Annotated in this window: 20 protein-coding genes; 5 read left to right on the top strand and 15 right to left on the bottom strand. The window is 38.1% G+C overall.

What is annotated here, in order from left to right:
* Nucleotides 1-193 precede the first annotated feature (193 nt).
* Nucleotides 194-1,267: a M42 family metallopeptidase gene (locus Y7E_RS0124400; RefSeq protein WP_026049338.1), complete on the bottom strand. Its 1,074-nt coding sequence runs from the start codon at nucleotides 1,265-1,267 to the stop codon at nucleotides 194-196.
* A gap of 142 nt (nucleotides 1,268-1,409) precedes the next feature.
* Between Y7E_RS0124400 and Y7E_RS0124395 the strand changes: the two genes are divergently transcribed.
* A complete protein-coding gene (locus Y7E_RS0124395; protein WP_017153832.1) occupies nucleotides 1,410-1,721 on the top strand; it encodes a PepSY domain-containing protein in 312 nt (103 codons plus the stop codon).
* 179 nt (nucleotides 1,722-1,900) lie between these two features.
* On the opposite strand, the gene Y7E_RS0124390 is transcribed toward Y7E_RS0124395, so the two are convergent.
* From Y7E_RS0124390 to trmB, 6 genes are all read right to left on the bottom strand, one after another.
* Nucleotides 1,901-3,052 (bottom strand): thiolase family protein, encoded by a 1,152-nt coding sequence (locus Y7E_RS0124390; protein WP_017153831.1) that lies wholly within the window; start codon nucleotides 3,050-3,052, stop codon nucleotides 1,901-1,903.
* Nucleotides 3,049-3,921, bottom strand: a complete 873-nt coding sequence (locus tag Y7E_RS0124385; RefSeq protein ID WP_017153830.1) for a 3-hydroxyacyl-CoA dehydrogenase family protein — start codon at nucleotides 3,919-3,921, stop codon at nucleotides 3,049-3,051. The genes Y7E_RS0124390 and Y7E_RS0124385 overlap by 4 nt, the downstream gene beginning before the upstream one ends.
* 91 nt (nucleotides 3,922-4,012) lie before the next feature.
* Entirely contained in the window at nucleotides 4,013-5,158 is a 1,146-nt protein-coding gene (locus tag Y7E_RS0124380; RefSeq protein WP_017153829.1) for an acyl-CoA dehydrogenase family protein, read from the bottom strand.
* On the bottom strand, nucleotides 5,158-6,726 hold the full coding sequence (locus tag Y7E_RS0124375; protein WP_017153828.1) for a fatty acid--CoA ligase: 1,569 nt from the start codon (nucleotides 6,724-6,726) through the stop codon (nucleotides 5,158-5,160). The genes Y7E_RS0124380 and Y7E_RS0124375 overlap by 1 nt, the downstream gene beginning before the upstream one ends.
* 211 nt (nucleotides 6,727-6,937) lie before the next feature.
* Nucleotides 6,938-7,801 (bottom strand): YtnP family quorum-quenching lactonase, encoded by an 864-nt coding sequence (locus tag Y7E_RS0124370; protein ID WP_017153827.1) that lies wholly within the window; start codon nucleotides 7,799-7,801, stop codon nucleotides 6,938-6,940.
* A 126-nt stretch (nucleotides 7,802-7,927) separates the two neighbouring features.
* Nucleotides 7,928-8,581, bottom strand: coding sequence for a tRNA (guanosine(46)-N7)-methyltransferase TrmB (gene trmB, locus Y7E_RS0124365; RefSeq protein WP_017153826.1), 654 nt, complete (start codon nucleotides 8,579-8,581; stop codon nucleotides 7,928-7,930).
* Nucleotides 8,582-8,859: 278 nt separating this feature from the next.
* Here trmB and Y7E_RS0124360 point away from each other — a divergent pair, with 278 nt between their 5' ends.
* Nucleotides 8,860-9,138 (top strand): YtzH-like family protein, encoded by a 279-nt coding sequence (locus tag Y7E_RS0124360; RefSeq protein WP_017153825.1) that lies wholly within the window; start codon nucleotides 8,860-8,862, stop codon nucleotides 9,136-9,138.
* Nucleotides 9,139-9,143: 5 nt separating this feature from the next.
* Here Y7E_RS0124360 and Y7E_RS0124355 read toward each other — a convergent pair whose 3' ends face one another.
* The 4 genes from Y7E_RS0124355 to pepV all read right to left on the bottom strand — a co-directional run bounded on the left by Y7E_RS0124355 (nucleotide 9,144) and on the right by pepV (nucleotide 15,011).
* Nucleotides 9,144-9,941 (bottom strand): phosphotransferase family protein, encoded by a 798-nt coding sequence (locus tag Y7E_RS0124355; protein ID WP_017153824.1) that lies wholly within the window; start codon nucleotides 9,939-9,941, stop codon nucleotides 9,144-9,146.
* Between the two features lie 258 nt (nucleotides 9,942-10,199).
* Nucleotides 10,200-12,341 (bottom strand): type I pullulanase, encoded by a 2,142-nt coding sequence (pulA, locus tag Y7E_RS0124350; protein ID WP_017153823.1) that lies wholly within the window; start codon nucleotides 12,339-12,341, stop codon nucleotides 10,200-10,202.
* A 426-nt stretch (nucleotides 12,342-12,767) separates the two neighbouring features.
* The gene (gene thpR, locus Y7E_RS0124345) at nucleotides 12,768-13,322 is read right to left on the bottom strand and encodes an RNA 2',3'-cyclic phosphodiesterase (protein WP_017153822.1); all 555 of its coding nucleotides are present in this window, start codon (nucleotides 13,320-13,322) and stop codon (nucleotides 12,768-12,770) included.
* 282 nt (nucleotides 13,323-13,604) lie between these two features.
* Nucleotides 13,605-15,011, bottom strand: a complete 1,407-nt coding sequence (gene pepV / locus Y7E_RS0124340) for a dipeptidase PepV (protein ID WP_017153821.1) — start codon at nucleotides 15,009-15,011, stop codon at nucleotides 13,605-13,607.
* Nucleotides 15,012-15,368: 357 nt separating this feature from the next.
* On the opposite strand from pepV, the gene Y7E_RS0124335 reads away from it, so the two are divergent.
* Nucleotides 15,369-15,590, top strand: a complete 222-nt coding sequence (locus Y7E_RS0124335; RefSeq protein WP_000805512.1) for a DeoR family transcriptional regulator — start codon at nucleotides 15,369-15,371, stop codon at nucleotides 15,588-15,590.
* Nucleotides 15,591-15,691: 101 nt separating this feature from the next.
* Here the strand turns inward: Y7E_RS0124335 and Y7E_RS0124330 are convergent, their stop codons facing one another.
* On the bottom strand, nucleotides 15,692-16,408 hold the full coding sequence (locus Y7E_RS0124330; RefSeq protein WP_017153820.1) for a pseudouridine synthase: 717 nt from the start codon (nucleotides 16,406-16,408) through the stop codon (nucleotides 15,692-15,694).
* 43 nt (nucleotides 16,409-16,451) lie between these two features.
* Nucleotides 16,452-18,104 carry a putative polysaccharide biosynthesis protein gene (locus tag Y7E_RS0124325; protein WP_017153819.1) on the bottom strand — a complete coding sequence of 551 codons (1,653 nt, stop codon included), beginning with the start codon at nucleotides 18,102-18,104 and terminating at the stop codon, nucleotides 16,452-16,454.
* Nucleotides 18,105-18,254: 150 nt separating this feature from the next.
* On the opposite strand from Y7E_RS0124325, the gene Y7E_RS0124320 reads away from it, so the two are divergent.
* A complete protein-coding gene (locus tag Y7E_RS0124320; protein WP_017153818.1) occupies nucleotides 18,255-19,526 on the top strand; it encodes a BaiN/RdsA family NAD(P)/FAD-dependent oxidoreductase in 1,272 nt (423 codons plus the stop codon).
* A 111-nt stretch (nucleotides 19,527-19,637) separates the two neighbouring features.
* Nucleotides 19,638-21,071 (top strand): MDR family MFS transporter, encoded by a 1,434-nt coding sequence (locus tag Y7E_RS0124315; RefSeq protein ID WP_017153817.1) that lies wholly within the window; start codon nucleotides 19,638-19,640, stop codon nucleotides 21,069-21,071.
* Between the two features lie 92 nt (nucleotides 21,072-21,163).
* On the opposite strand, the gene Y7E_RS0124310 is transcribed toward Y7E_RS0124315, so the two are convergent.
* Nucleotides 21,164-21,487, bottom strand: coding sequence for an ArsR/SmtB family transcription factor (locus tag Y7E_RS0124310; RefSeq protein WP_003208744.1), 324 nt, complete (start codon nucleotides 21,485-21,487; stop codon nucleotides 21,164-21,166).
* On the bottom strand, nucleotides 21,488-21,916 hold the full coding sequence (locus Y7E_RS0124305) for an SRPBCC family protein (protein ID WP_017153816.1): 429 nt from the start codon (nucleotides 21,914-21,916) through the stop codon (nucleotides 21,488-21,490).
* Between the last annotated feature and the right edge of the window lie 65 nt (nucleotides 21,917-21,981).

Below are 21,981 nucleotides of genomic sequence, written 5' to 3'. Positions count from 1 at the left end.
TCAGCTATGAAACCAAAAGAAGACTCCCACTCGTTTTCTCCTTTTGGTTTCACATGGCATGGGGCTAAAAAAGGCACTGACCGCCTCTATGCATGGTCGGATGCTCTCTACCACCTAAAAAAAAGGTTTTATGTCGGTCTTGTAATTTGTATTTATATATACGAAAAGAAAAGGCCGAAACCGGCCCTTTCTTTTAAGCGTTATTTTTAATCGTTTCCAATGTTGTTTTATCTGTTGCTCTCACAAGTTTCGTAATTAATTCTTTCGCTGCTGCGTAATCATCAACATGTAAAATAGACGCATGTGTATGAATGTAACGAGCGCAAACACCAATTACTGCTGATGGAATACCAGAGTTACTTGTATGTACACGACCTGCATCTGTACCACCTTGTGAAATAAAGTATTGGTACGGAATGTTATGTGTTTCAGCTGTATCTAAAATAAATTCACGCATTCCTCTATGCGTTACCATTGTACGGTCATAAATACGAAGAAGCGCACCTTTTCCTAACTGGCCAAATTGCGTTTTATCCCCAGATGCGTCATTTGCTGGACTTGCATCAAGCGCATAGAAAATATCTGGCTGAATCATATTAGCCGCTGTTTGCGCCCCGCGAAGTCCGACTTCTTCCTGCACAGTCGCACCAGAATATAATGTATTTGGCAATGTTTCATCTTTTAATTCTTTCAACAATTCAATTGCAAGGCCACAGCCGTAACGGTTGTCCCAAGCTTTTGCCATAATTTTCTTTTCGTTTGCCATCGGTGTAAACGGACAAATTGGAACGATTTGTTGTCCTGGTTTCACACCAATTTCAAGTGCTTGCTCATAGTTATCTGCACCAATATCAATTAACATATTTTTTATATCCATCGGTTTCGCACGTTGCGCGTCACTTAATAAATGAGACGGTATAGAACCAACAACCCCAACAATAGGACCATTCTTCGTCATAATTTGTACACGCTGCGCCAGCAATACTTGACTCCACCAGCCGCCTAGCGTTTGAAAACGAATCATCCCGTTTTTCGTAATTTGTGTAACCATAAAGCCAACTTCATCCATATGGCCAGCTACAAGAACGCGCGGACCATCCTCATCCCCTTTTTTCAGGCCGAACACGCTACCTAAACCGTCTTGAACGATTTCATCTGCATATTTACTTAGCTCTTGTTTCATAAAACGGCGCACATCATGTTCAAACCCTGATGTACCTTGTAATTCTGTTAACGTACGAAATAATTCTAACGTCTCTCTATTCACGAAGTTCCCTTCTTTCAAACCTTAGTAGAATACCTCTTTTATTGTAACGAAATTTTCGAAATGTTTCTAGTTTCTTCTTTTTTCATTAAAATTGCATTATAATTATTATCGATACACTATTTTATAGAAGTGAGGTGAATATATGAGCTGGAAAGGTTTACTAGCTGGTGTTGGTGTTGGTTTTGCAGCTGGTTATCTTGTTGCAAACAAAGTTCAAGAACAATCCCATATTTCTTCAGAAAAAGCATTAAAAATGGTGAAACAAGCATTAAGTCATAAAGGCGAAGTTACTGGCTCTTGGGTACATATGGTTCCAGAGACGTTTGAAAAATATGATGTTGCATATGAAGTATACCGCGGTGGTCTTACAACAATTTTAAATGACATTCAAGAACGATTTGAATTTTTAGTAGATGCAAAAACAGGTACAGTTTTAGAAGTAAAAGCTGCTTAAAAGAACTCGAAAGATCCGAAAACATAAAGTGAAACTTCGATCAGTGGAGGACTTCATTCCCACATCGATTATTCGCCCTTACCAATTAGATTGTTATGGACAATAATAATCTAATTGGTAAGGGCTACAGCTTATGAATAGCGGGATTACAGCGTGCAGATAAATTTCTGCACGCCTTTTCATATTCTTTCAATTATCGTCGCTGTCGACATCCCATGTCCAATGCAAATTGTCAGTAGGCCGTATCTCCCTTGCCGCCTTTCCAATTCATGAAGAAGAGACGTCATTAATTTCGCACCAGTCGCCCCAAGTGGATGACCTAGTGCAATCGCACCACCATTAACATTCACCTTTTGTAAATCCGCCTCCATTTCCTTTTGCCATGCTAAAACAACCGATGCAAATGCTTCATTGATTTCTACAACATCCATATCATGAATTGTTAAATTTGATTTTTGCAGTACTTTTTTCGTTGCAGGGATAACGCCATCAAGCATTGTCGTCGGGTCAGAACCAACAACCACTTGATTCACAATACGAGCACGTGCTTTACAACCTAGCTCTTTCGCCTTTTCGCTATCCATCAGCAAGATCGCTGCAGCACCATCACTAATTTGACTCGCATTTCCTGCTGTGATTACTCCATTTTCTTTAAACACTGTTTTTAAATTGGCTAACGCTTCATAAGAAGTGTCCCTTCTCGGACCTTCATCATTTTCAACTAATATTTCATTACCTTCTTTATCTACACCACGCAGTGGCACAATCTCTCGCTGAAAGTGTCCCGATTCAATAGCTTGAAGTGCTCGCCTATGGCTTTCTAGCGCGTAAGTATCTAACTGTTCACGGGTAATACCGTATTTTTCTGCGATCATCTCAGCAGATACACCTTGATGCACAATTTGATACTTTTCATGAAGACTGCTTGGGATGGTCTGTTCATTTCCATCACTTAAAATAGGAACTTTTGTCATATGCTCAACACCAGCTGCAATTGTAATGTCCATATCCCCTGATTTAATTTCTTGCGCAGCAAAATGAATAGCCTGTTGCCCAGAACCACAGAGCCTATTAATGGTTACCGCTGGAACCGTTATAGGAAAACCTGCTTCAAGCGCCGAAAGTCTTCCAATATTAAAACCTTGTTCGTTAATTGGCGTTACACACCCCATAACAATATCTTCTATGAGCCCTTTCTCTATATTCCCCCGTTTTGTTACTTCATCCAGTGCAACTGCCGCAAGTTGTACTGGGTGAAGGAAACGAAACGCTCCATTTCTTTTACCAACTGGCGTACGTACAGCTTCAACAATGACAACATCTCGTTTCATATTTTCTCACTCACTTTCCCTTTTGAATAATCATAAAAACCTTTCCCAGTCTTTCTTCCAAGATGACCTGCCTCTACAAGTTTCACAAGTGTTTGCGGTGCTCTAAACCTATCACCAAATGCTTCCATTAATCCTGTACTCGCAAATAATAGCGTATCTAGCCCTACATAATCCGCTAATTCAAATGGACCCATTGGATAGTTCAAGCCAAGCCGAATTGCTTTATCAATGTCTTCTTTACTTGCGATTCCTTCTTCATACATACGCATGCACTCTAACATATGAATAGCGATTGCCCGTGACGTCACAAATCCTTGCATATCTTTCACAACAACCGTTTCTTTCCCAATTTCTTCTGAAAGTGCTTTTACTGCTTGTATCGTACTTTCTGCCGTAACCACCCCTCTTACAATTTCAACGAGCTTCATAACAGGAGCGGGATTAAACCAATGCATCCCCACTACTTTTTCTGGACGACTTGTTACACTCGCAATCGCGGTTACACTTAATTCAGACGTATTCGTTGCTAAAATAGTAGATTGTGATGTATACAAATCTAACTTTTGAAAAACCTCCTTCTTTAGCTGTAATATTTCTGGTACTGCTTCAATAACAAGCTCTACATTTTGGCAAGCTTCTTCCAGTACAATTGTAGAAGTAATATGAGTTAGAGTGTAATTTTTTTCTTCCTCTGTCATACGCCCTGCGTTCACGAAACGACTCAAGCTTTTCGTAATAGTTTCATAAGCTTTTCTTAAATTTTCTTCTGATACGTCATACATTTTCACATGTTTACCGCCCATCGCTAACGTTTGGACGATTCCACTTCCCATAATTCCTACACCAATTACTGCGATATTTTGAATCATCATATTCCTCCTATCATTACTTTTCAATTTTTCTATGTAATGTATTTCAACAACGTCTCATTTGTTTTGAAATGGTCTTGCATATTCATCGTCATAAGCCCATACTCTTCGCAATAATATTCTTCATAATCTCATTCGTTCCAGCATAAATCGAGCTCACTGAACTATCACGATGACGCCGCGCAATCTCGTATTCTTCCATATATCCATATCCGCCGTGCAGCTGGATGCACTCCGCTGATACTTTTTTTGCAAGGTCTGTTAACCACCACTTCGCCATTGATACTTTTGTTACGATGTTCTCACCATTCATATGAGCGGTAATACAGTCATCTACAAATGTTCTGCCAATTTCAATTTCCGTATACATCTCTGCTAATCGAAACTGTACTGTTTGAAAATCACTTATACTTTTTCCGAATGCTTTTCGCTCTTGGACATAGTTTTTCGTTAAATGTAGCATCACTTCCGCCGCTGTTTTCGCTGCAATTGCAACGATGAGACGTTCTTGCTGCAACTTTTCCATGAGATAATAAAAACCTTTTCCTTCTTCTCCTAATAAATTAGAAGCCCGAACTTTTACATCTTCAAAAATAAGTTCTGCTGTATCTTGACTATGTAAGCCAATCTTTTTAAGTTTTTTCCCTCTCTTAAATCCTTCCATTCCTCTTTCTAAAACGAGCAAACTCATGCCTTTATGAGCGGGCTTGACATTTGTATCAGTCTTGCAAACAACGACGACTAAATCTGCATGAATACCATTTGTAATAAATGTTTTTTCACCATTCACGACATAATCATCACCTTCTTTTCTTGCAGTTGTTCGAATACTTGCCAAGTCAGATCCTGCCCCTGGCTCCGTCATCGCAATTGCAGTTATACACTCACCACTTACACATTTTGGTAACCACCGCTTCTTTTGTTCTTCTGTTCCATACTGCGTGAAGTATGGTACGACAATGTCATTGTGCAAACCAATCCCAATTAAACTTGATCCAACTTTTTCAAGTTCCTCATTAATGACAACCGAATATCCAAAATCAGCACCTGCTCCACCATACTGCTCATCTACCACCGGACAAAGAAAACCTTTATTCCCCATACTTGTCCAAAAAGAACGAGGAATCATTCCTTCTTTTTCCCATTCGTTATAGTACGGATATGCTTCCTTTTCTAAAAATTTATGAAAAGCATCACGAAAAATGTGGTGCTCCTCCTGTAAATACTTATGCCTCATCATATCCTCCCCTTAGCTTCCGCTTCTGTCCCTTGACTACGCAAAATAAACTTTTGAATTTTTCCACTTGCATTTCTGGGAAGTTGTTCAACAAATACATAGCGACGCGGACGTTTATAATCAGCAAGCTTATCACTTACCTTACAATACTCATCTAATATCTCTTCGGTAAGAGACTGATCTTTTGAAACGATGTATGCTAGAACACTTTCTCCCCAAAGCTCATCTTTTTCTCCAAGCACCGCAACATCTAAAACACTTTCATGTGTATATAAAAAATCCTCGACCTCACGTGGATAAATGTTTTCTCCGCCGCTAACGACCATATCATCAACGCGATCTGCAACGTACAAGTAACCATCTGTATCTACATAACCCAAATCGCCCGAATGATACCATCCTTTATACAATGCTTTTGCTGTCGCCTCCTCATTGTTGTAATACCCTTTCATCAAACAGGAACCTCGCATAATAATTTCTCCAATTTCATACGGTCGTATTATATCATTTGGCTCAGATGGGCCTTCTTCATTTGGACGGACAATACGAATTTCATGATTATATGCAGCCTTTCCTGCAGAGCCTACTTTAGTAAGCTGCTCATTCTCTCGTAAAAAAGTAACTGCCGGTCCCATTTCCGTCATACCATAAGCTTGTACTAAAGAAACATTCAATTTTTTATCACATGCTTTTACAAGTGCCGGCGCCATTGAAGCTGCTCCATATAAACCATACCTAAGAGAAGATAAATCGTACTGCCCTAAATTTTCCTGCAACATCATGTTCCACATTGTAGGTGCTGCAAACATAACTGTAACCTTCTCTTTTTCAATCGTTTCGAGCACATTCTTTGCATCGAAATGGTGCAGAATAATATTCGCGCCACCGCTATGTACCCTTGGAACGAAGCAACAATGTAACTCAGCACAATGAAACATTGGTGCTGTTACAAGACCACGACTATTCTCGGTATAATGTAAATATGCGATTCCTATTAAACTTTGATCAATAATTTCTCGATGACGATGAAGAACTCCCTTCGGATAACCCGTTGTTCCACTTGTATACATAATGGAACAAATATCATCTTCTTTTACTTCTACTGTTTCAAATGTCGGTAATGCATTAAATATTTTTTCTTCGTATGAAATAAAAAACGGTGGATGATTTTGGTCAATGTACCAGAACTGAATATGAGGAAATTGTTTATGAATGCTTTGTACTTGGGAGGATAATTGCTTTTCAAAAAGTACGATTTTAGGAGAAGCATCTTCTAATATATAAATGAGTTCTTGTGGTTTTAATCTAAAATTAATTGGGTTAAATACGGCGCCAATTTTTGCACAAGCGAAGCATGTAGTTGCTAGTTCACTACTATTAAAGAGAAATGTCGAGACCCGATCACCTTTTTGTATTCCACTTTTTTGGAGCGCATGAGCTAGCTTATTTACCTGTTCATTCCATTCTGTATATGTCCAGCGAATCTGTTTTTTCGGTTCAACAATCGCTTCTTTATTTGGATAATTTCCAGTAGTCAGTTCAAGCAAAGTTCCAATCGTTATATTCAATATATTTCCCCCTTTCGAATAAAACGCTTCTCGTATAGAGCATCTAACAATATAGTAACTCGGAAATATTATAACAATTTTCAGAAAATTTTAAAAGTTATTCTTTCAAAAAATCTTTGCACTGAAGTAGTTTGCAGTTGAAAGAAAACAGAAACACTCTCACTTTTTTGAAAGGAGGGTTAGTCCCCTCCACTCCATGTTCCTATCTTTCTTACACTTTACTTGATACATTTTCCTCTTTTCGTTCTACCTTCTCAACCATATTCCCGTCCTCATCCCACTTCACAGCACGGTAATACGCATCATGATAGAAGCTGAACCACGCTTTTTTCTCTACACCATACTTCATCCATTTTTGCTTATGTTCAATGGACGTCATCGGATAATCATCATAAGCCATTACCCATAATACATTTTGATGCGCGTGCGTTGGCAATAAATCTGCTAAATGGAGCATCGTTTCCCCCTGGCTTTCGAGAACAATCACAGCATGACCATCACTATGTCCGCCTGTATGCACCATCCTTACTTCATCTGAAATTTGTATTTCTTCTTTGAAGATAACAACTTGTTCTATAATCGGCTCCCAATTTTCCTTCCAATATGTATTACGTGAGCGAATATTTGGGTTTCTCATTTCATTCCATTCTGTTTCTGACACGTACACTTTTGCATTCGGGAATACTGGAACAAGCATACCATTTTCCCATTTTGTTAAACCAGATGCATGATCGAAATGAAGGTGCGTCATTAATACGTAATCAATATCTTCAGATTTTAAACCAAGATCAGCTAGAGAAACTTCAACTGACGATTCTTCCGTTACACCTTGATTTCGCTTCATCTTTTCATTCATTTTATCATTTCCAATTCCTGAGTCGATAAGCATGTTTCCATCTTTCGTTTGCACAAGCAATGGGTCTGTCCGTAAATAAATATGATTTGTATCATTATGTTTATATTTGCGAGACCATAAAATTTTCGGTACAACTCCAAACATTGCTCCTGCATCTAAATGAGTGTTCCCACCGCGCAGCCATGTTACTTTAATTCCTCCAATTTGTAAACATTCCATTCCTTTATTCCCCCTTTTCTATTTGATTTTAACATAAAATTCAGATTATTTTACTTCATAAAGTGAAACTTGAATTTTGAGTTGGGCTCTTACTGCCCTAGAATAGCGTAATAAAAAACCTGCGCATTACTGCGCAGGTTCTGTACGATATTTCGCTTCAACACGATAAATACGATGCCCTTTACTAGAAAACTTCTCTTCATATTCCGTCATAATGTTACCTTCGAAATCGCTGTTATGAAGATCTAAGCTAAGGAATGTTAATAGCATGCCATATTCAGCCATACTCATAAGAGAGTATTCAAATAAACTTTGGTTATCCGTTTTAAAATGAATCTCTCCACCTGTTACTAACACTTCTTCATAATTGCGTAAAAATGTTTTATACGTTAAACGACGCTTCTCGTGACGATTTTTTGGCCATGGATCTGAGAAATTTAAATATACACGATCAATTTCGCCTTCTGCAAAGAAAACTGTTAAATCTTCAGCATCTTTATTAATTAATTTTAAGTTTGGTACTTCTTCTTCAATTAACTTATCCAGCGCATCTACGATAACACTTGTGAATTTTTCAATCCCGATATAGTTAATATGTGGATTCGCTTTTGCCATCTCATAAACAAAACGGCCACGTCCTGTTCCCACCTCAATATGGATTGGCTGCTCATTGCCAAACACCTCTTGCCAATTGCCACGACGCTCCTCTGGGTTTCCAATTACAAACTGTGCATACTCATTGATTCGATCCATTGCATATGGTTTATGTCTTAAACGCATAGATGTCTTCCTCTCTTTACCAGACTATTTTTTGAAGGTTCATTCCTTCTTTCTTTTTTGATCAATCTATCAAACAAAAAACCAAGTACGTACGAGCACTCGGTCCGCTTCTTTCAAGTATAAGGTGTACCATTTTGATACAAACTACAAAGAGCATAGAACGAAACTTTCATTGCTATAGAAACGTTTCGTTAGCCACTGATTAGCTACTCCATGACGAAACAGAAAATTTCTCTTACTTGTTCAAATTGAACAACAATCGAAAGGATGATCCAGTCATGCCGATTAATCAACAACATCAATTAGAAGTTTTAAAAGATATTTTAGTCAATCACCAAAGTGATTGCTGTGGAACGGTTTCTGAGTGCGAACAATTAGAACGGCTCATTCAATCACTACTTGCAAACGATAGTGTGAACAGCGATGTAAAAGCAATGCTAAACGATGTATATTACTATAGTCAATCGGGTAAATATTCTCCTGATCTAGACAATCATATTTCCAATAATCAAGAGCAACTCACACAATGGATTTCTGGAATGGACAATTTTTCTTAATTTATTTACTCTGAAGCAAGTAGTTGCTGTAAGTATTGATGCCAATATTCAGCTTCTGCTTGCTGTTTTTTTGTTGTATGCCATTGAACAGATAAAATAGTTTGTGCCACTACATACCACTTCATACGATGAACCAATGATTCATTCATTTCAATCCCATAATCCCCTAGCCACTCGTCCCATTCGTGACGCGGAACATACCAATGTAATAACATGCCAAGATCAAGGGCAGGATCTGCAATAACAGCTCCGTCCCAATCAATTAAAAATAATTCATCTTCATCCGATAATAACCAATTGTTATGATTCACGTCACAGTGACATACGACAAACTCATCATATTCAATATCCTTCAGTGTGGCTTTTAAATACCCTAGCCCTGTCTGAATCGTTTCATCCGTTCTTATGTCTCCCCTTAAAATAAAATACAATTGTTCTAATAACTCCTGTGCATGCAGCGGCTGCTTTCCAAGCCTTTGTATCATCTGCACAAGCGCTTTAGACGAATGTATTTTTTTTAAAAGCTTCGCAACACGTTCAAGTTTCATATCCTCTGGCTCTAGCTTTTTCCCTGAAAGCCACTTTTGAGCAGAAATCACATCACCGTTTGTCACTCTTCTTGTCCAAAGTAATTTTGGAACAATTCCTTCTGCCGATAATACCGCCAAAAAAGGCGATGTATTCCGCTTTAAAAATAGCTTTTGTTGTCCATTTTGCGCAATATATGCATCGCCCGTTGCACCACCAGCTGGTGTAAGACTCCACTCTTCTCCTAATAATTGTTCCAACCATTCCATATTCATTACCCGTTAACAAATCCTTATCTTTTATAGTTATGAAAAGAAAAACCGCAACACCTTTTGAACATGTTGTGGATTCATATAAATTTTTTACTTTAGTTAAACGAAAGAAAACTTGGCATAAGCCAAGAAATGAGGACAAACGAACCGCCCATCCTTTTACTTTATTTTACAAAACTAATAATAGAATGACAACTTATCGAAATCGTCACCTTTGTCAATTCTACATTTATTACATTCTCATCGTCAAGTAGCGATTTGTCACATTATCGCCAATATATACGAGCTAATCGGAGCCATTTGAAGTTCACTTCCTTGAAATGAAGAAATTGGCTGTACTTTTGCTTTTGTATCATCTGCTAATACGTACCACATTTCGTGTTTCGGCAATGAAACTGTTTCTAATTGCACACCATTATGAAACAAAACAACAATTTCCTTCCAAGGGCCGAACTCTCCTACATTTTGTAAATGATACGCAACAACAGTAGAAGGCGCTTGTAAAAATGTCATATGCTTCTTTATAAGGGGAGCCGCCTGTAAACGGAACGCTCTATGCGCCTTACGAATTGCGATCAATCCTTGTATATAAGAAACTGTTTCCATTTCTTTCTCTTTTTGATCCCAATCAAGCTGATTAATTTCATCAGGCGCATTGTAGCTATTTTCATTCCCTTTCTTAGAACGATAAAATTCTTGTCCTGCATGTAAAAATGGAATTCCTTGTGAGAGTAATGTCATCGCTGTCGCTAGGCGATGGCGCTTTTTTTGTATCTCTTCCGTTTCCTGATTACTATGCACGAGTTTATCCCACATCGTCATATTGTCATGACATTCCACATAATTAATACTTTGAATAGGTTCTAAAAATAATCCGTCTCCTTTTTCATTTGCAAGACTTCCTGTTAACACATATTGCAAATGCATGAGGTCTACACTTCCTCCAAATGCAAAACCACGTTTACTTACATCAAACGTACTTCCTTTTATCGCATCACGAAATTGATCGTTGAACTGCGCAATTCGCGGCATTTTGTTTGCATTGTTAAGCATTGCCTTCTCTTCTGCTGGAAGCGGTGTTTGTAAATCCCAGCCTTCCCCTAATAACAGTGCATCCTTTTTTATTTTCCTTACTTCCCGTTCTAATTCATTCATCGTTTCTATATCTAAAACTCCCATTAAATCAAACCGAAAACCGTCAACTTTATATTCAGTAAGCCAATATAAAACAGAATCAACAATAAATTTCCGCATCATTTTTCGCTCTGATGCTATATCATTCCCAACTCCCGTTCCATTTGATGGCATGCCATTTTCATCATGTCTGAAATAATATCCTGGTACAAGTTTTTCAAAAGATGACGTTTCTCTTTCATATACATGATTGTATACAACGTCTAAAATTACGCGGAGTCCATGTTCGTGAAACTTCTCAATAAGCTGTTTACAATCCTTGATTCGGTTATAAGGATTGGCAGGGTCGCTTGCATATACTCCCGCTGGTACGTTGTAATACAATGGGTTATAGCCCCAGTTATAGGCTGCAAACGGCTGTGTTTCATCTACTCCAGCAAAGTGATGAAGAGGTAAAATTTCAACATGTGTAATTCCTAATTTTTTTATATAAGAAAAGGCCGTTTCTGTCCCAAGTGTCCCCTTCGTATTCTCTTCTGTTAATCCCTTATATGTCCCCTTTTTTTCCACACCACTATTTGGATGCATAGTGGCATCACGAATATGCAATTCATAAAGAATTGCATCCGTAAAAGATTCCAGTTTAGGTAATGCAGTTTGTTCTTTTATATATGTCTTCGCGAGATCAATCACAATTCCATACTTACCGTTCACCGATACAGATTTTGCATATGGATCTACAGCTTCATTCCATATTAAATTAATACAAACGAGAAATGTGTATCGTGCTAATTCAAAGTCTCCTTGTAAAACATGAAACCAAACACCATTCTCTTCTCTTTGCATCTCATAATCCACATACTCTTTATCATTTTTATAAATTCTTACTTTTGCAAGTCTTGCGGTAGGTGCCCACATTTTAAAAGTTGTTTTTTCTTTTCCATAACAAGCTCCTAAATCGCTACCATCATAATAGTATTTTTCATCAAATACAGCCGTTCGAATAACCGCTCCAATTTGTAAATCTGTTTCTTCATTTCGTTCATCTCGCACTGTATAATACTTTCCCACATCAATTGGATAGTCTATATAACATTCATACTTCGTTGCATCTGAGAGAGAAATGATTTGAGCAATTCTAAGCTCCCATACATGATTTTCTTCCTGCATAAAAAATGTCCGACTTGTTCCATACGTATGCGGGAGCAAAATTGTAATTTTATTCATTTCATCTAAATAGGCTTCAAATGGACGCTTTACTTTCAGCATAAAAAATCACCATCATTCTCGAAATTAAAGTGAAACTATGAATACAAATTGAAAAATCGACATAAAGCTTCTCTTTTTAAGTGGGAGAGAGCAATTGGCCATTCATAGAAGCGGTCAGACCCTCTTCCCACCCCGTACAACGTTAAAACAAAGAGAGAAAACTAGTGAGATCACTTTTTGCTTTACATAGCAGGGGATTTTGTATTAAAAAATCAAAATGGATTTATATATCTGTAAGAAATAGATATCCTCTAAAGATAAAGTGAAACTTCCATCAGTGAGGGTTTTCTTCATCCCCCACCCAGCTTCCTTGTTTCTTTCTGAATATTGAGACGGGGTTCTTACTGTCCGAAAATAACAGGATAAATCGGACGTCACACAAACTTACTATTTCCTATAGTATATTCACATTCATAAGAAACGTTTTTACACTTTAAGGTTCTGTAACTTTATTTCATAAATTGGCTTATACTTTGGAGTTTTATGGACGTGAGACTCGTACAACGTAATGGTATCAGCCTGAAACAATATCGCATCCAGTTGCTTCAGATTTTTAGGATTAAATTTTTCTTCTCCCATCCACTTACGGGCAACAGTAATATGCGGATGATAGGGACGTGTTTCAAGCGAAAAACCATTTCTCTCACAAATCGCATGCACCTGTTTTTGCAAATCAAATAACGCTTGATTTTCTTTTAATCCAGCCCAAAATATGCGCGGGCTCTCTACTAGGCCGAATGTAGAAAAATTTTGCAGCATGAGATTTAACTCGGGTGTATTCGCAAGGAGTTGTAATCCTTTCTCTATTCCTCGCAATTGTTCCTGCGCCGCGCTCCCTAAAAAAGCAAGTGTAATATGGTAGTCTTCTTTATGTACCCATGAGCGAAATGGTAACTTGTCCTTCATTTCCTCTTTATAATTCGCAAGTATTTCTTTTATATGACGTGGTAAAGTCACTGCTAAAAAATAATGTGGGACCATTTATATCTTCTCCTTTTTTGTTAGTGTTGCTTTTCTTTTGTATCTCATTCAATTGAACAAGAAAAGGATAAAAAGAATCCGCTCCCTAAATAAGGAGCGGTCATATTTCACAACAAATAAAGTGAAACTTCCATCAGTGGGGTTTTTCTTCATCCCCCACTGATGGTTAGCCCTCACGAATCGGGTTTTTACGGGCAGTTGTCCCCTACCTATCTTCCTCGTTTCTCTCTGAATCTTGAGATGGGGGGTCTTACTGCCCTAGAATAGCGGGATAGAATTAGGTTATTTCGCTAATTCATAAATTGCTCGTGCATAAATCGCTGTCGCTTTTAGTAAATCTTCTATTTCAATATATTCATCCTTTTGATGAGCAAGTTCCTCTTTTCCAGGGAATAGCGGGCCGAATGCTACACCAGCTTTTAATGAACGAGCATATGTACCACCGCCGATTGCTAATAGCTCTGCTTTCTCTCCTGTTTGTTCTTCATATACACGTTGCAATGTACGAATTAAAACATGATCTTTATCAACATGATGCGGACGTGAGTTAGAATAATCTGCTACTTGGAAGCCGTTATTGCCGACATAGTCTTTTAATTTCTGCACTGTCTCTTCAAAATTCGTTGTTACTGGGTAGCGTACATTTAAACCTAAGTTCCCGCCTTCTTCTTTCGTATAAGAAAGGCGCCCCACATTCACTGTTAATGGTCCGCTAATTTCATCTTTATAAGCGATTCCTGCTTTTTCTCCAAGCGTATCATTCGTAAACGTTTCTGTAACAAATGCCGCAAATGAAGCTCCTTTACCGTCAAGAGCAATCGTTGTTAAAAAGTTCGCTAACAAGAGGCCTGCATTTTCACCTTTTTCAGGAGTAGAACCGTGAGCTGAAACTCCTTCTACTTGCAATGTCACAGTATTTCCTTCTACATTTGCTTTACCCGTTTTCTGAGCAGTTTGTAAGTATTGTTCGTAAGCATTTGCAAGTTCCGTTGCTTTTTCAGTCGTAATCACTGCTTCAGCAAAATCAGGAACCATATTTAAACGGCGACCTGAAGCAAATGAAACAAGCTCATATTCTCCGCCTTGTGTTTCACTATTCTTTTGCACAACTTGTATATCAGAAATTCCTTTTTCCGCATTAATAATAGGGAAATCTGCATCTGGTGCAAAACCAATCGTTGGCATTTCTTCATTTTTGAAATAATGATCTACACACTTCCAGTTGCTTTCTTCATCTGTTCCTAAAATCATGCGAACTCGTTTTGAAAGTGGCAATCCTAATTCTTTTACAATTTTCATTGCATAATAAGCCGCCATTGTCGGCCCTTTATCATCAATTGCACCGCGTGCAAAAATCTTTCCATCACGAATGTCAGCACTGTATGGGGGAGTTGTCCAGCCCTCTCCTTCTGGCACTACGTCAACGTGACAAAGAATACCAACTAATTCTTCTCCTTGTCCCATTTCAAGATGCCCTGCATACCCTTCTAAATTTTTAGAAGTAAATCCTTCTACTTCCCCTTTATGTAACATGAAGGCTAATGCTTTCGCTACGCCTTCTCCAAATGGTGCACCTTCTTTTGCTGTTTCTTCTTCCCATACACTTTTAATTTGTAAGAATTGCTGCACGTCATGAATTAATTCATCTTTTCTTTTCTCAACTTCTTCTGTCCAATTAATTGCTGACATAACTCATTCACCTCTTCTATATTCTCTCTTTCATCATAGCAAACGAAAATCCGATATGCCAACAAGAGAACATTCAATAACGAATAATTGTAACATTTCAGATATTTTGCATTAGTTTTTCTTTTGTTTTTCTAAAAAAATTTGCAGGAATTTGACGGTTTACGTAGAAATTTATGTGGTAGTTGATAGAAGAGACATAGAATGTCAACTACCAATATTTTTCTATTTTATTATTTGTTAAACTTTTGTAAAATTTAACTAGGTTAAAGCATGAAATTTGTCAAGTAGAGTACAATGGAAGTAAGGACCTTCTTTCCTGAATGGGGTCAAAAAAACTAGTAGAGGAGTGGTTTTCTCTTGAAACCTACGACTACTCGTATGCTAACACGCATTAAATCAATTTATATGTACATCAATGAAAATGGTACGGTAACGACGAAAGACCTTGTAGATGAGTTCGGGATCACACCGCGAACGATACAACGTGATCTGAATGTGTTGCAGTTTAATGAGCTCGTGTATAGCCCTTGCCGCGGTAAGTGGACAACAACAGGAAAGAAAGTGAGAATGACCTCATAACGAAAACAATTGTATCTAAAATATAATACATACCCCTTTCTGTGAAATCAGAAAGGGGTTCTTTCTATTTTTTGGAATCGGTCTCACTCTTAATTCTCTGTTTAAACTTGATATGTTTTTAACATTTCAACCTCTTCATCTGTCAATTCGCGGTACTGACCAAGCTCTAATTCTTCATCTAATACTAAAGGCCCCATCTCTGTTCTCTTTAAGTAGACAACTTTTTTCCCAACAGCTTCAAACATACGCTTCACTTGATGGAATTTTCCTTCTGTAATAACAAGCTCAATTTCAGAAACATCATCACTTTTCAGAATCGTAAGATCGCCTGGTTTCGTTTCATAGCCATCGTCTAGAATAACACCTTTTGCAAACTCTTCGACATCTTTTTCTGTTACTACTCCAGCTACGTGTGCATAGTACTTTTTCGGTACGTGCTTTTTCGGAGATAGTAATTGATGCGCAAGTTTCCCGTCATTTGTTAACAATAGAAAACCTTCTGTATCAATATCAAGTCTTCCAACTGGAAACGGATCAAAGATTGCATCTTCTAATTCTAATAAATCCACAACTGTTTCATGGTTGTCATCTTCTGTTGCCGAAATGACACCTTGTGGTTTATGCATCATTAAATATACGAATTCTTTATACTCAACAATCTCACCGTGAATGGTAACCTCTTGTTCTTCTACATTCACATGAAACTTCGCATCTTTCACTGGCGTTCCATCAATTTTCACAACGCCGTCTTTCAATAATTTCTTTACTTCTTTTCTACTTCCATATCCCATGTTTGCTAGTAATTTATCTAATCTCAATTCATTCACCTTCTTTATTATCATAGAAAAAGGGGACGCTTTTTTACGCCCCTTTTGATTTAATCTTTATTTTCAACTTACCACCAAGCTTACGCTGAATCTTCTCTAAAGCTTCTCCGCCAAATACTCTTTCTAGTACTCCCATGCGGATCGCTAAAAATCCGTAAGCAAGGCCACCAATACCTGCACAAATCGCAACTGTAATCAGTGTACCAATACGACCATCAGGCGAAATCACAAAGGATAACATTCCTTGTGATAATTTTACGACAATGACCATCACAATTGTTAAAACTGCAATTTGGAACGTTCTCTTATATACAACACCGAATGAATAGTGTGCGTATTTACGAATTTGTCTATTCGTATACCAAACAGAAGCTAGGAACCCAACAGCTGTTGCTAAAACAGCTCCAACTGTACCGAAGTAACGAATAAAAATCATATTACATACAAATTTCAAAACAACCCCCATAGCAAGAGCGATAATCGCGTGCTTCTGTTGATTAATCCCTTGCAAAATGGCTGCTGTTACTGTAAATAAAGCAAATAATAACGCAACTGGTGCGTACCACATAAGCACTTGTCCACCTAGTGGATCTGCCTCGTAAAACGCTGTATAAATCGGATATGCAAGCGTAGAAATACCAACTACCGCAGGCAATGTTAAAAACATATTTGCTTGGAATGTTTGTGTTATTTGTAGTTTTAAATAACGGTATTGTTTTTCTGTAAACGATTTTGTAATCGCTGGAACGAGCGTTAAGCTAAATGCCGTTGCTAGGGAAACAGGAATCATAATTAACTTATGCGTCCACATCGTAAAAATACCAAGTGCTCGCTCTGCAATATCCCCTTGCCCAATCGCTTGCATAATAGAGTTAAATGTTAATGTATCAATTTGTTGATATAAAGGAATTGTTAATCCAATGACAACATACGGAATTGCATATGCAAATAATTCTTTAAATAATTGAACCGTACTTACTGTTGATTCTGGTACAGTTTGTTCAATTAAATATTGATCTAGATGCTTTTTGCGTTTTAACCAGTACCAAATTAACACACCAAGTGCTCCCACAGCTGAAACAAACGCTGCGAAAGTTGCCACTCCAACTGCTGCTGCTACTGATCCACCTATTACTTTAATGACAATAAAACTACCCGCTAATAAAAAGATAATGCGAATAATCTGTTCAATAATTTGCGATACCGTCGTCGGTCCCATTGATTGATGACCTTGGAAATAACCACGAATTAAGCTTGCTGCTGGTACAACAATAAGTGCAAAACTTACGAGGCGAATAACCATCGTAACTTCTTCTATACTATTGTGTACACTTTTTTTACCAAGCATTGCCTCAGCAAATAATGGCGCAGACATATAAAGAACTAAGAAGGAAAGGATTCCTGTTGCAATCATCATAAGCATTCCTGAACGGAACATTCTCCTGCTCGTCTTATAATCTCCAAGCGCATTATATTTAGAAACAAACTTTGAAACAGCAAGCGGCACTCCCGCCGTTGCAATACTTAAAAAGATCGTATATGGAATATATCCATACGTATAGAGCGTTCCGCCTTCTGTGCCAACTAATGCATGAAATGGAAAGACGTAAATCATGCCTAAGAACTTAACTAAAAAAGTTCCTAACGTCACAATAAGCGTTCCGCGCAGAAATTTTGAATCGGACATAGATGATCCTCCTACATATATAACGCTGAACTCTAACCTTTGTATTGTACCACAATTCCTCAGAGAAACAGCATATCACCGTATTTTTCTTTTCTATGAAAACATGCTATTCTTTTAGGCAGGAAATGTAGAAAATGAGGTCGATATATTATGCATTATGATGTTATTGTCATCGGAGGAGGCCCTTCAGGATTAATGGCTGCCATCGGTGCTGCTGAAGAAGGCGCGCGTGTCTTGCTTCTTGATAAAGGAAATAAACTAGGTCGTAAACTTGCAATTTCCGGTGGGGGTCGCTGTAACGTAACAAACCGATTACCACTTGATGAAATTGTGAAACATATACCAGGAAACGGCCGCTTTTTATATAGCGCCTTTTCTATCTTTAATAATGAAAATATTATTACATTCTTCGAAAAACTTGGTGTAAAGCTAAAAGAAGAAGACCACGGCCGCATGTTCCCAGTATCTAATAAAGCACAATCTGTTGTGGATGCTTTATTAACGAGACTAAAGGAGCTAGGCGTTAAAATCCGCACTAACACACCAGTTGAAACGATAGAATATGAAAATGGCCAAACGAAAGCCGTTGTACTCAAAACAGGTGAAGCTCTTGAAACAAATCACGTTGTAATCGCTGTTGGCGGAAAATCTGTCCCTCACACCGGTTCAACTGGAGATGGTTATGCTTGGGCTGAAAAAGCAGGACATACCATTACTGAACTTTTCCCAACGGAAGTACCAATTACTTCAAACGAACCATTTATTCGGGATCGTACATTACAAGGACTTGCTTTACGCGATGTAAATGTAAGTGTATTAAACCCCAAAGGCAAAGTTGTCATTTCTCATAAAATGGACATGCTCTTTACGCACTTTGGTATTTCCGGCCCAGCTGCTCTTCGCTGTAGTCAATTCGTCGTAAAAACGATGAAAAAATTTAAAATGCGCGCTGTAGAAATGAGTATCGATGCACTGCCTGAAGAAAATAGCGAACAACTCTTCCAGCGCATGATGAAACAAATGAAAGAAGAACCGAAAAAAGGAATCAAAAATGTGTTAAAAGGATATGTTCCTGAGCGTTATTTCCTATTCTTATTAGAAAGAAATGGAATTGATGGCAGCGAGCAGGCTGGGCAAGTTTCTCACGAAAAGATCCGTGCACTTGTGAAGGACTTCAAAGAGTTTAAAGTAACAGTAAACGGCACACAGCCTCTTGAAAAAGCATTCGTTACAGGTGGTGGCGTTTCTGTTAAAGAAATTTATCCGAAAGAAATGGCTTCTAAATTAATGAACGGCTTATACTTCTGCGGAGAAGTTCTTGATATTCATGGCTATACAGGCGGCTATAATATTACTTCTGCTCTTGTCACAGGAAGAATCGCAGGAACAACTGCAGGGCAAAATGCGAAAATGCAATACTAAAAAAGAAACAGGGGTGGACTCTTTCCACTCTTGTTTCTTTTTTGTTGCTTTATATAGCTAAGTAGCTTTATATTTTATAATGTTGAATAATCGAAACAAAGGGGAAAACATATGCGAAAAAAAGTCATGATATCTTTAATGCTAATGACGTTCCTTTCCGCTGTGGAAGGAACGATTGTAAGTACAGCAATCCCTCGTATAACGAGTGATTTATCCGGTGTTGAACTTGTGAGCTGGGTGTATGCAATTTATATGCTAGCAACAGCTGTCTCGACTCCAATCTACGGAAAACTAGCCGATTTATTCGGCCGTAAAAAAGTTCTTCTCATTGGGGCAGCAATCTTTTTAATCGGTTCTGCACTGTGCGGAATCGTGACATCAATGGAACAATTAATCATCTTTCGTGCTCTGCAAGGTGTAGGTGCCGGGGCTGTTATGCCAATTACAATGACGATTATCGGCGACTTATATAGTGAAGCGAAAGATCGTGCAAAAGCACAAGGCTGGATGAGTGCTGTTTGGGGTGTTTCCGGTGTTATCGGGCCGCTAGTAGGTGGATTTTTAGTAGATTCCCTATCTTGGCGCTACATCTTCTTCTTAAACGTTCCATTTGGAATTCTTGCTTGTGCGATGATTGCGCTCTCTTATAAAGAGTCGATTAAACCAGCAAAACATCATATCGATTATCCTGGTGCAATCATCTTCTCACTAAGTACAATTGCGTTACTCTATGCACTCTTAACAGGAAGCAGTAAGCAAAACTGGGGCGACATTACAATTATTAGCCTCTTAATCTTCGCGGCTGTTTCATTCATTATTTTCTTGTTCGTTGAGAAAAAATCTCCGGAACCATTAATTCCGTTAGCACTTTTCTCTAACCGTACTTTATCAACTGTAAACATATTAACACTTATCGCTGGTGCAATGATTATTAGTATTACAATGTACCTGCCAATTTGGAGCCAAGGTGTATTAGGAAAAAATGCGACAGAAGCTGGACTTATTCTGATGCCAATTCCTGTTATGTGGACATTCGGTGCGATTTTTTCTGGAAATTTAGTTGGTAAGTTACAAACGAAACAAATCATTTTACTTGGAGCTAGCATTTTATCCATTGCTACCTTCTTGTTATTTACATTATCAACTCATTCACCAGCATTTCTAATTTATGTTGCAGTCGGACTATTCGGTTTAGGAATGGGACTTATTACACCAATTTATATGGTAACCATTCAAGCAGCTGTCCCTGCACATACACGCGGTACAGCAGTTGGCTTAAATACATTTATTAATACATTTAGCCAAACATTAGGTGCCGCTGTCTTTGGCACTATCTTTAATACGATGATCCACGCGCAAGGCATACAAAATGTTGATTTGGTCTCTGGGGGCCACGGAGGCACAGCAAATGTAGTAACAAAATCACAAGAAGTATTAGCTTCGAGCGTACATGTTATTTTTATGAGTACATTTGTGCTCGCACTTCTTACACTATTCATCGGTTGGCTTCTATTAAAGCCAGCTGTGCAGACAACTGAACAGTAAAAAAAGAGGATGATCGTTCATAGCGACCATCCTTTTTTATATTTCGACGCAACTCTCATATATATCGGCGATTCGACAATATATAGTAACACTTACTCCTCATGTTCCACCACATATTTCAGCATAGACAATTTATTATTCCAAAACTGCTCATAATAGGAAAGCCACTGCTGTAATTCAGCTAACGGCTCCGGCTGCAAGCGATATATCTTTTCTCTTCCAACCTTTCTTCCGCTCACTAATTTCGCTTCTGAAAGAATGTGAAGATGCTTCGCTACAGCTGTACGGCTCATCGGGAAATGATCTGTTATTTTGGAAATCGGTAATTCTTTTTCGGTTAATAACCGGAGTACTTCTCGGCGCGTTGGATCAGCAATCGCTTGAAAGACATCATATTTTGCTGCAGATGAGGACACTTAACCTTCAACAACCTTTTTCAGTTTTTCATTTACAATTGCTACCCAGCCACCTGCCATTCTATCTCGAATAACAGAACTTTTCTCATTCGCTTTCGAAATTGTCTCATCAGGCTGTTTCCATCCGCCATGGATAAGAGTAAACTCCGTTTTATCTCCTAAATCTTTTAACACAAATGAAACTATCCAACCATCTGTATCCCATGAAAAAGATAAACGGTGAGGCTCATCAATTTCTAACACCTTGCATGGAGAGGGGCCAAAGGGCGATTGCACATGAAATTCATGTCCTACTTTTGGTTCAAAGTCATTTGGCATAAACCAAGATGCAATCCCTTCTGCAGTAGATACTGTATCCCATACCTTTTGAATTGAAGCTTCAAAAATAGCTGTTTGTTTAATATCTTGTAATGTATTTTGCTGTTCCATATTATATCTCCTTTATTAGGTGTTAAATATAACACCTTTTGGTTTCGTTTTTTATGATATAACAC

It is taken from the genome of Bacillus bingmayongensis (assembly GCF_000299035.1).
GTDB classification, from domain to species: domain Bacteria; phylum Bacillota; class Bacilli; order Bacillales; family Bacillaceae_G; genus Bacillus_A; species Bacillus_A bingmayongensis.
Note: the sequence above shows the minus strand (reverse complement) of the source record. Positions and strands in the feature narration are given on the sequence as shown.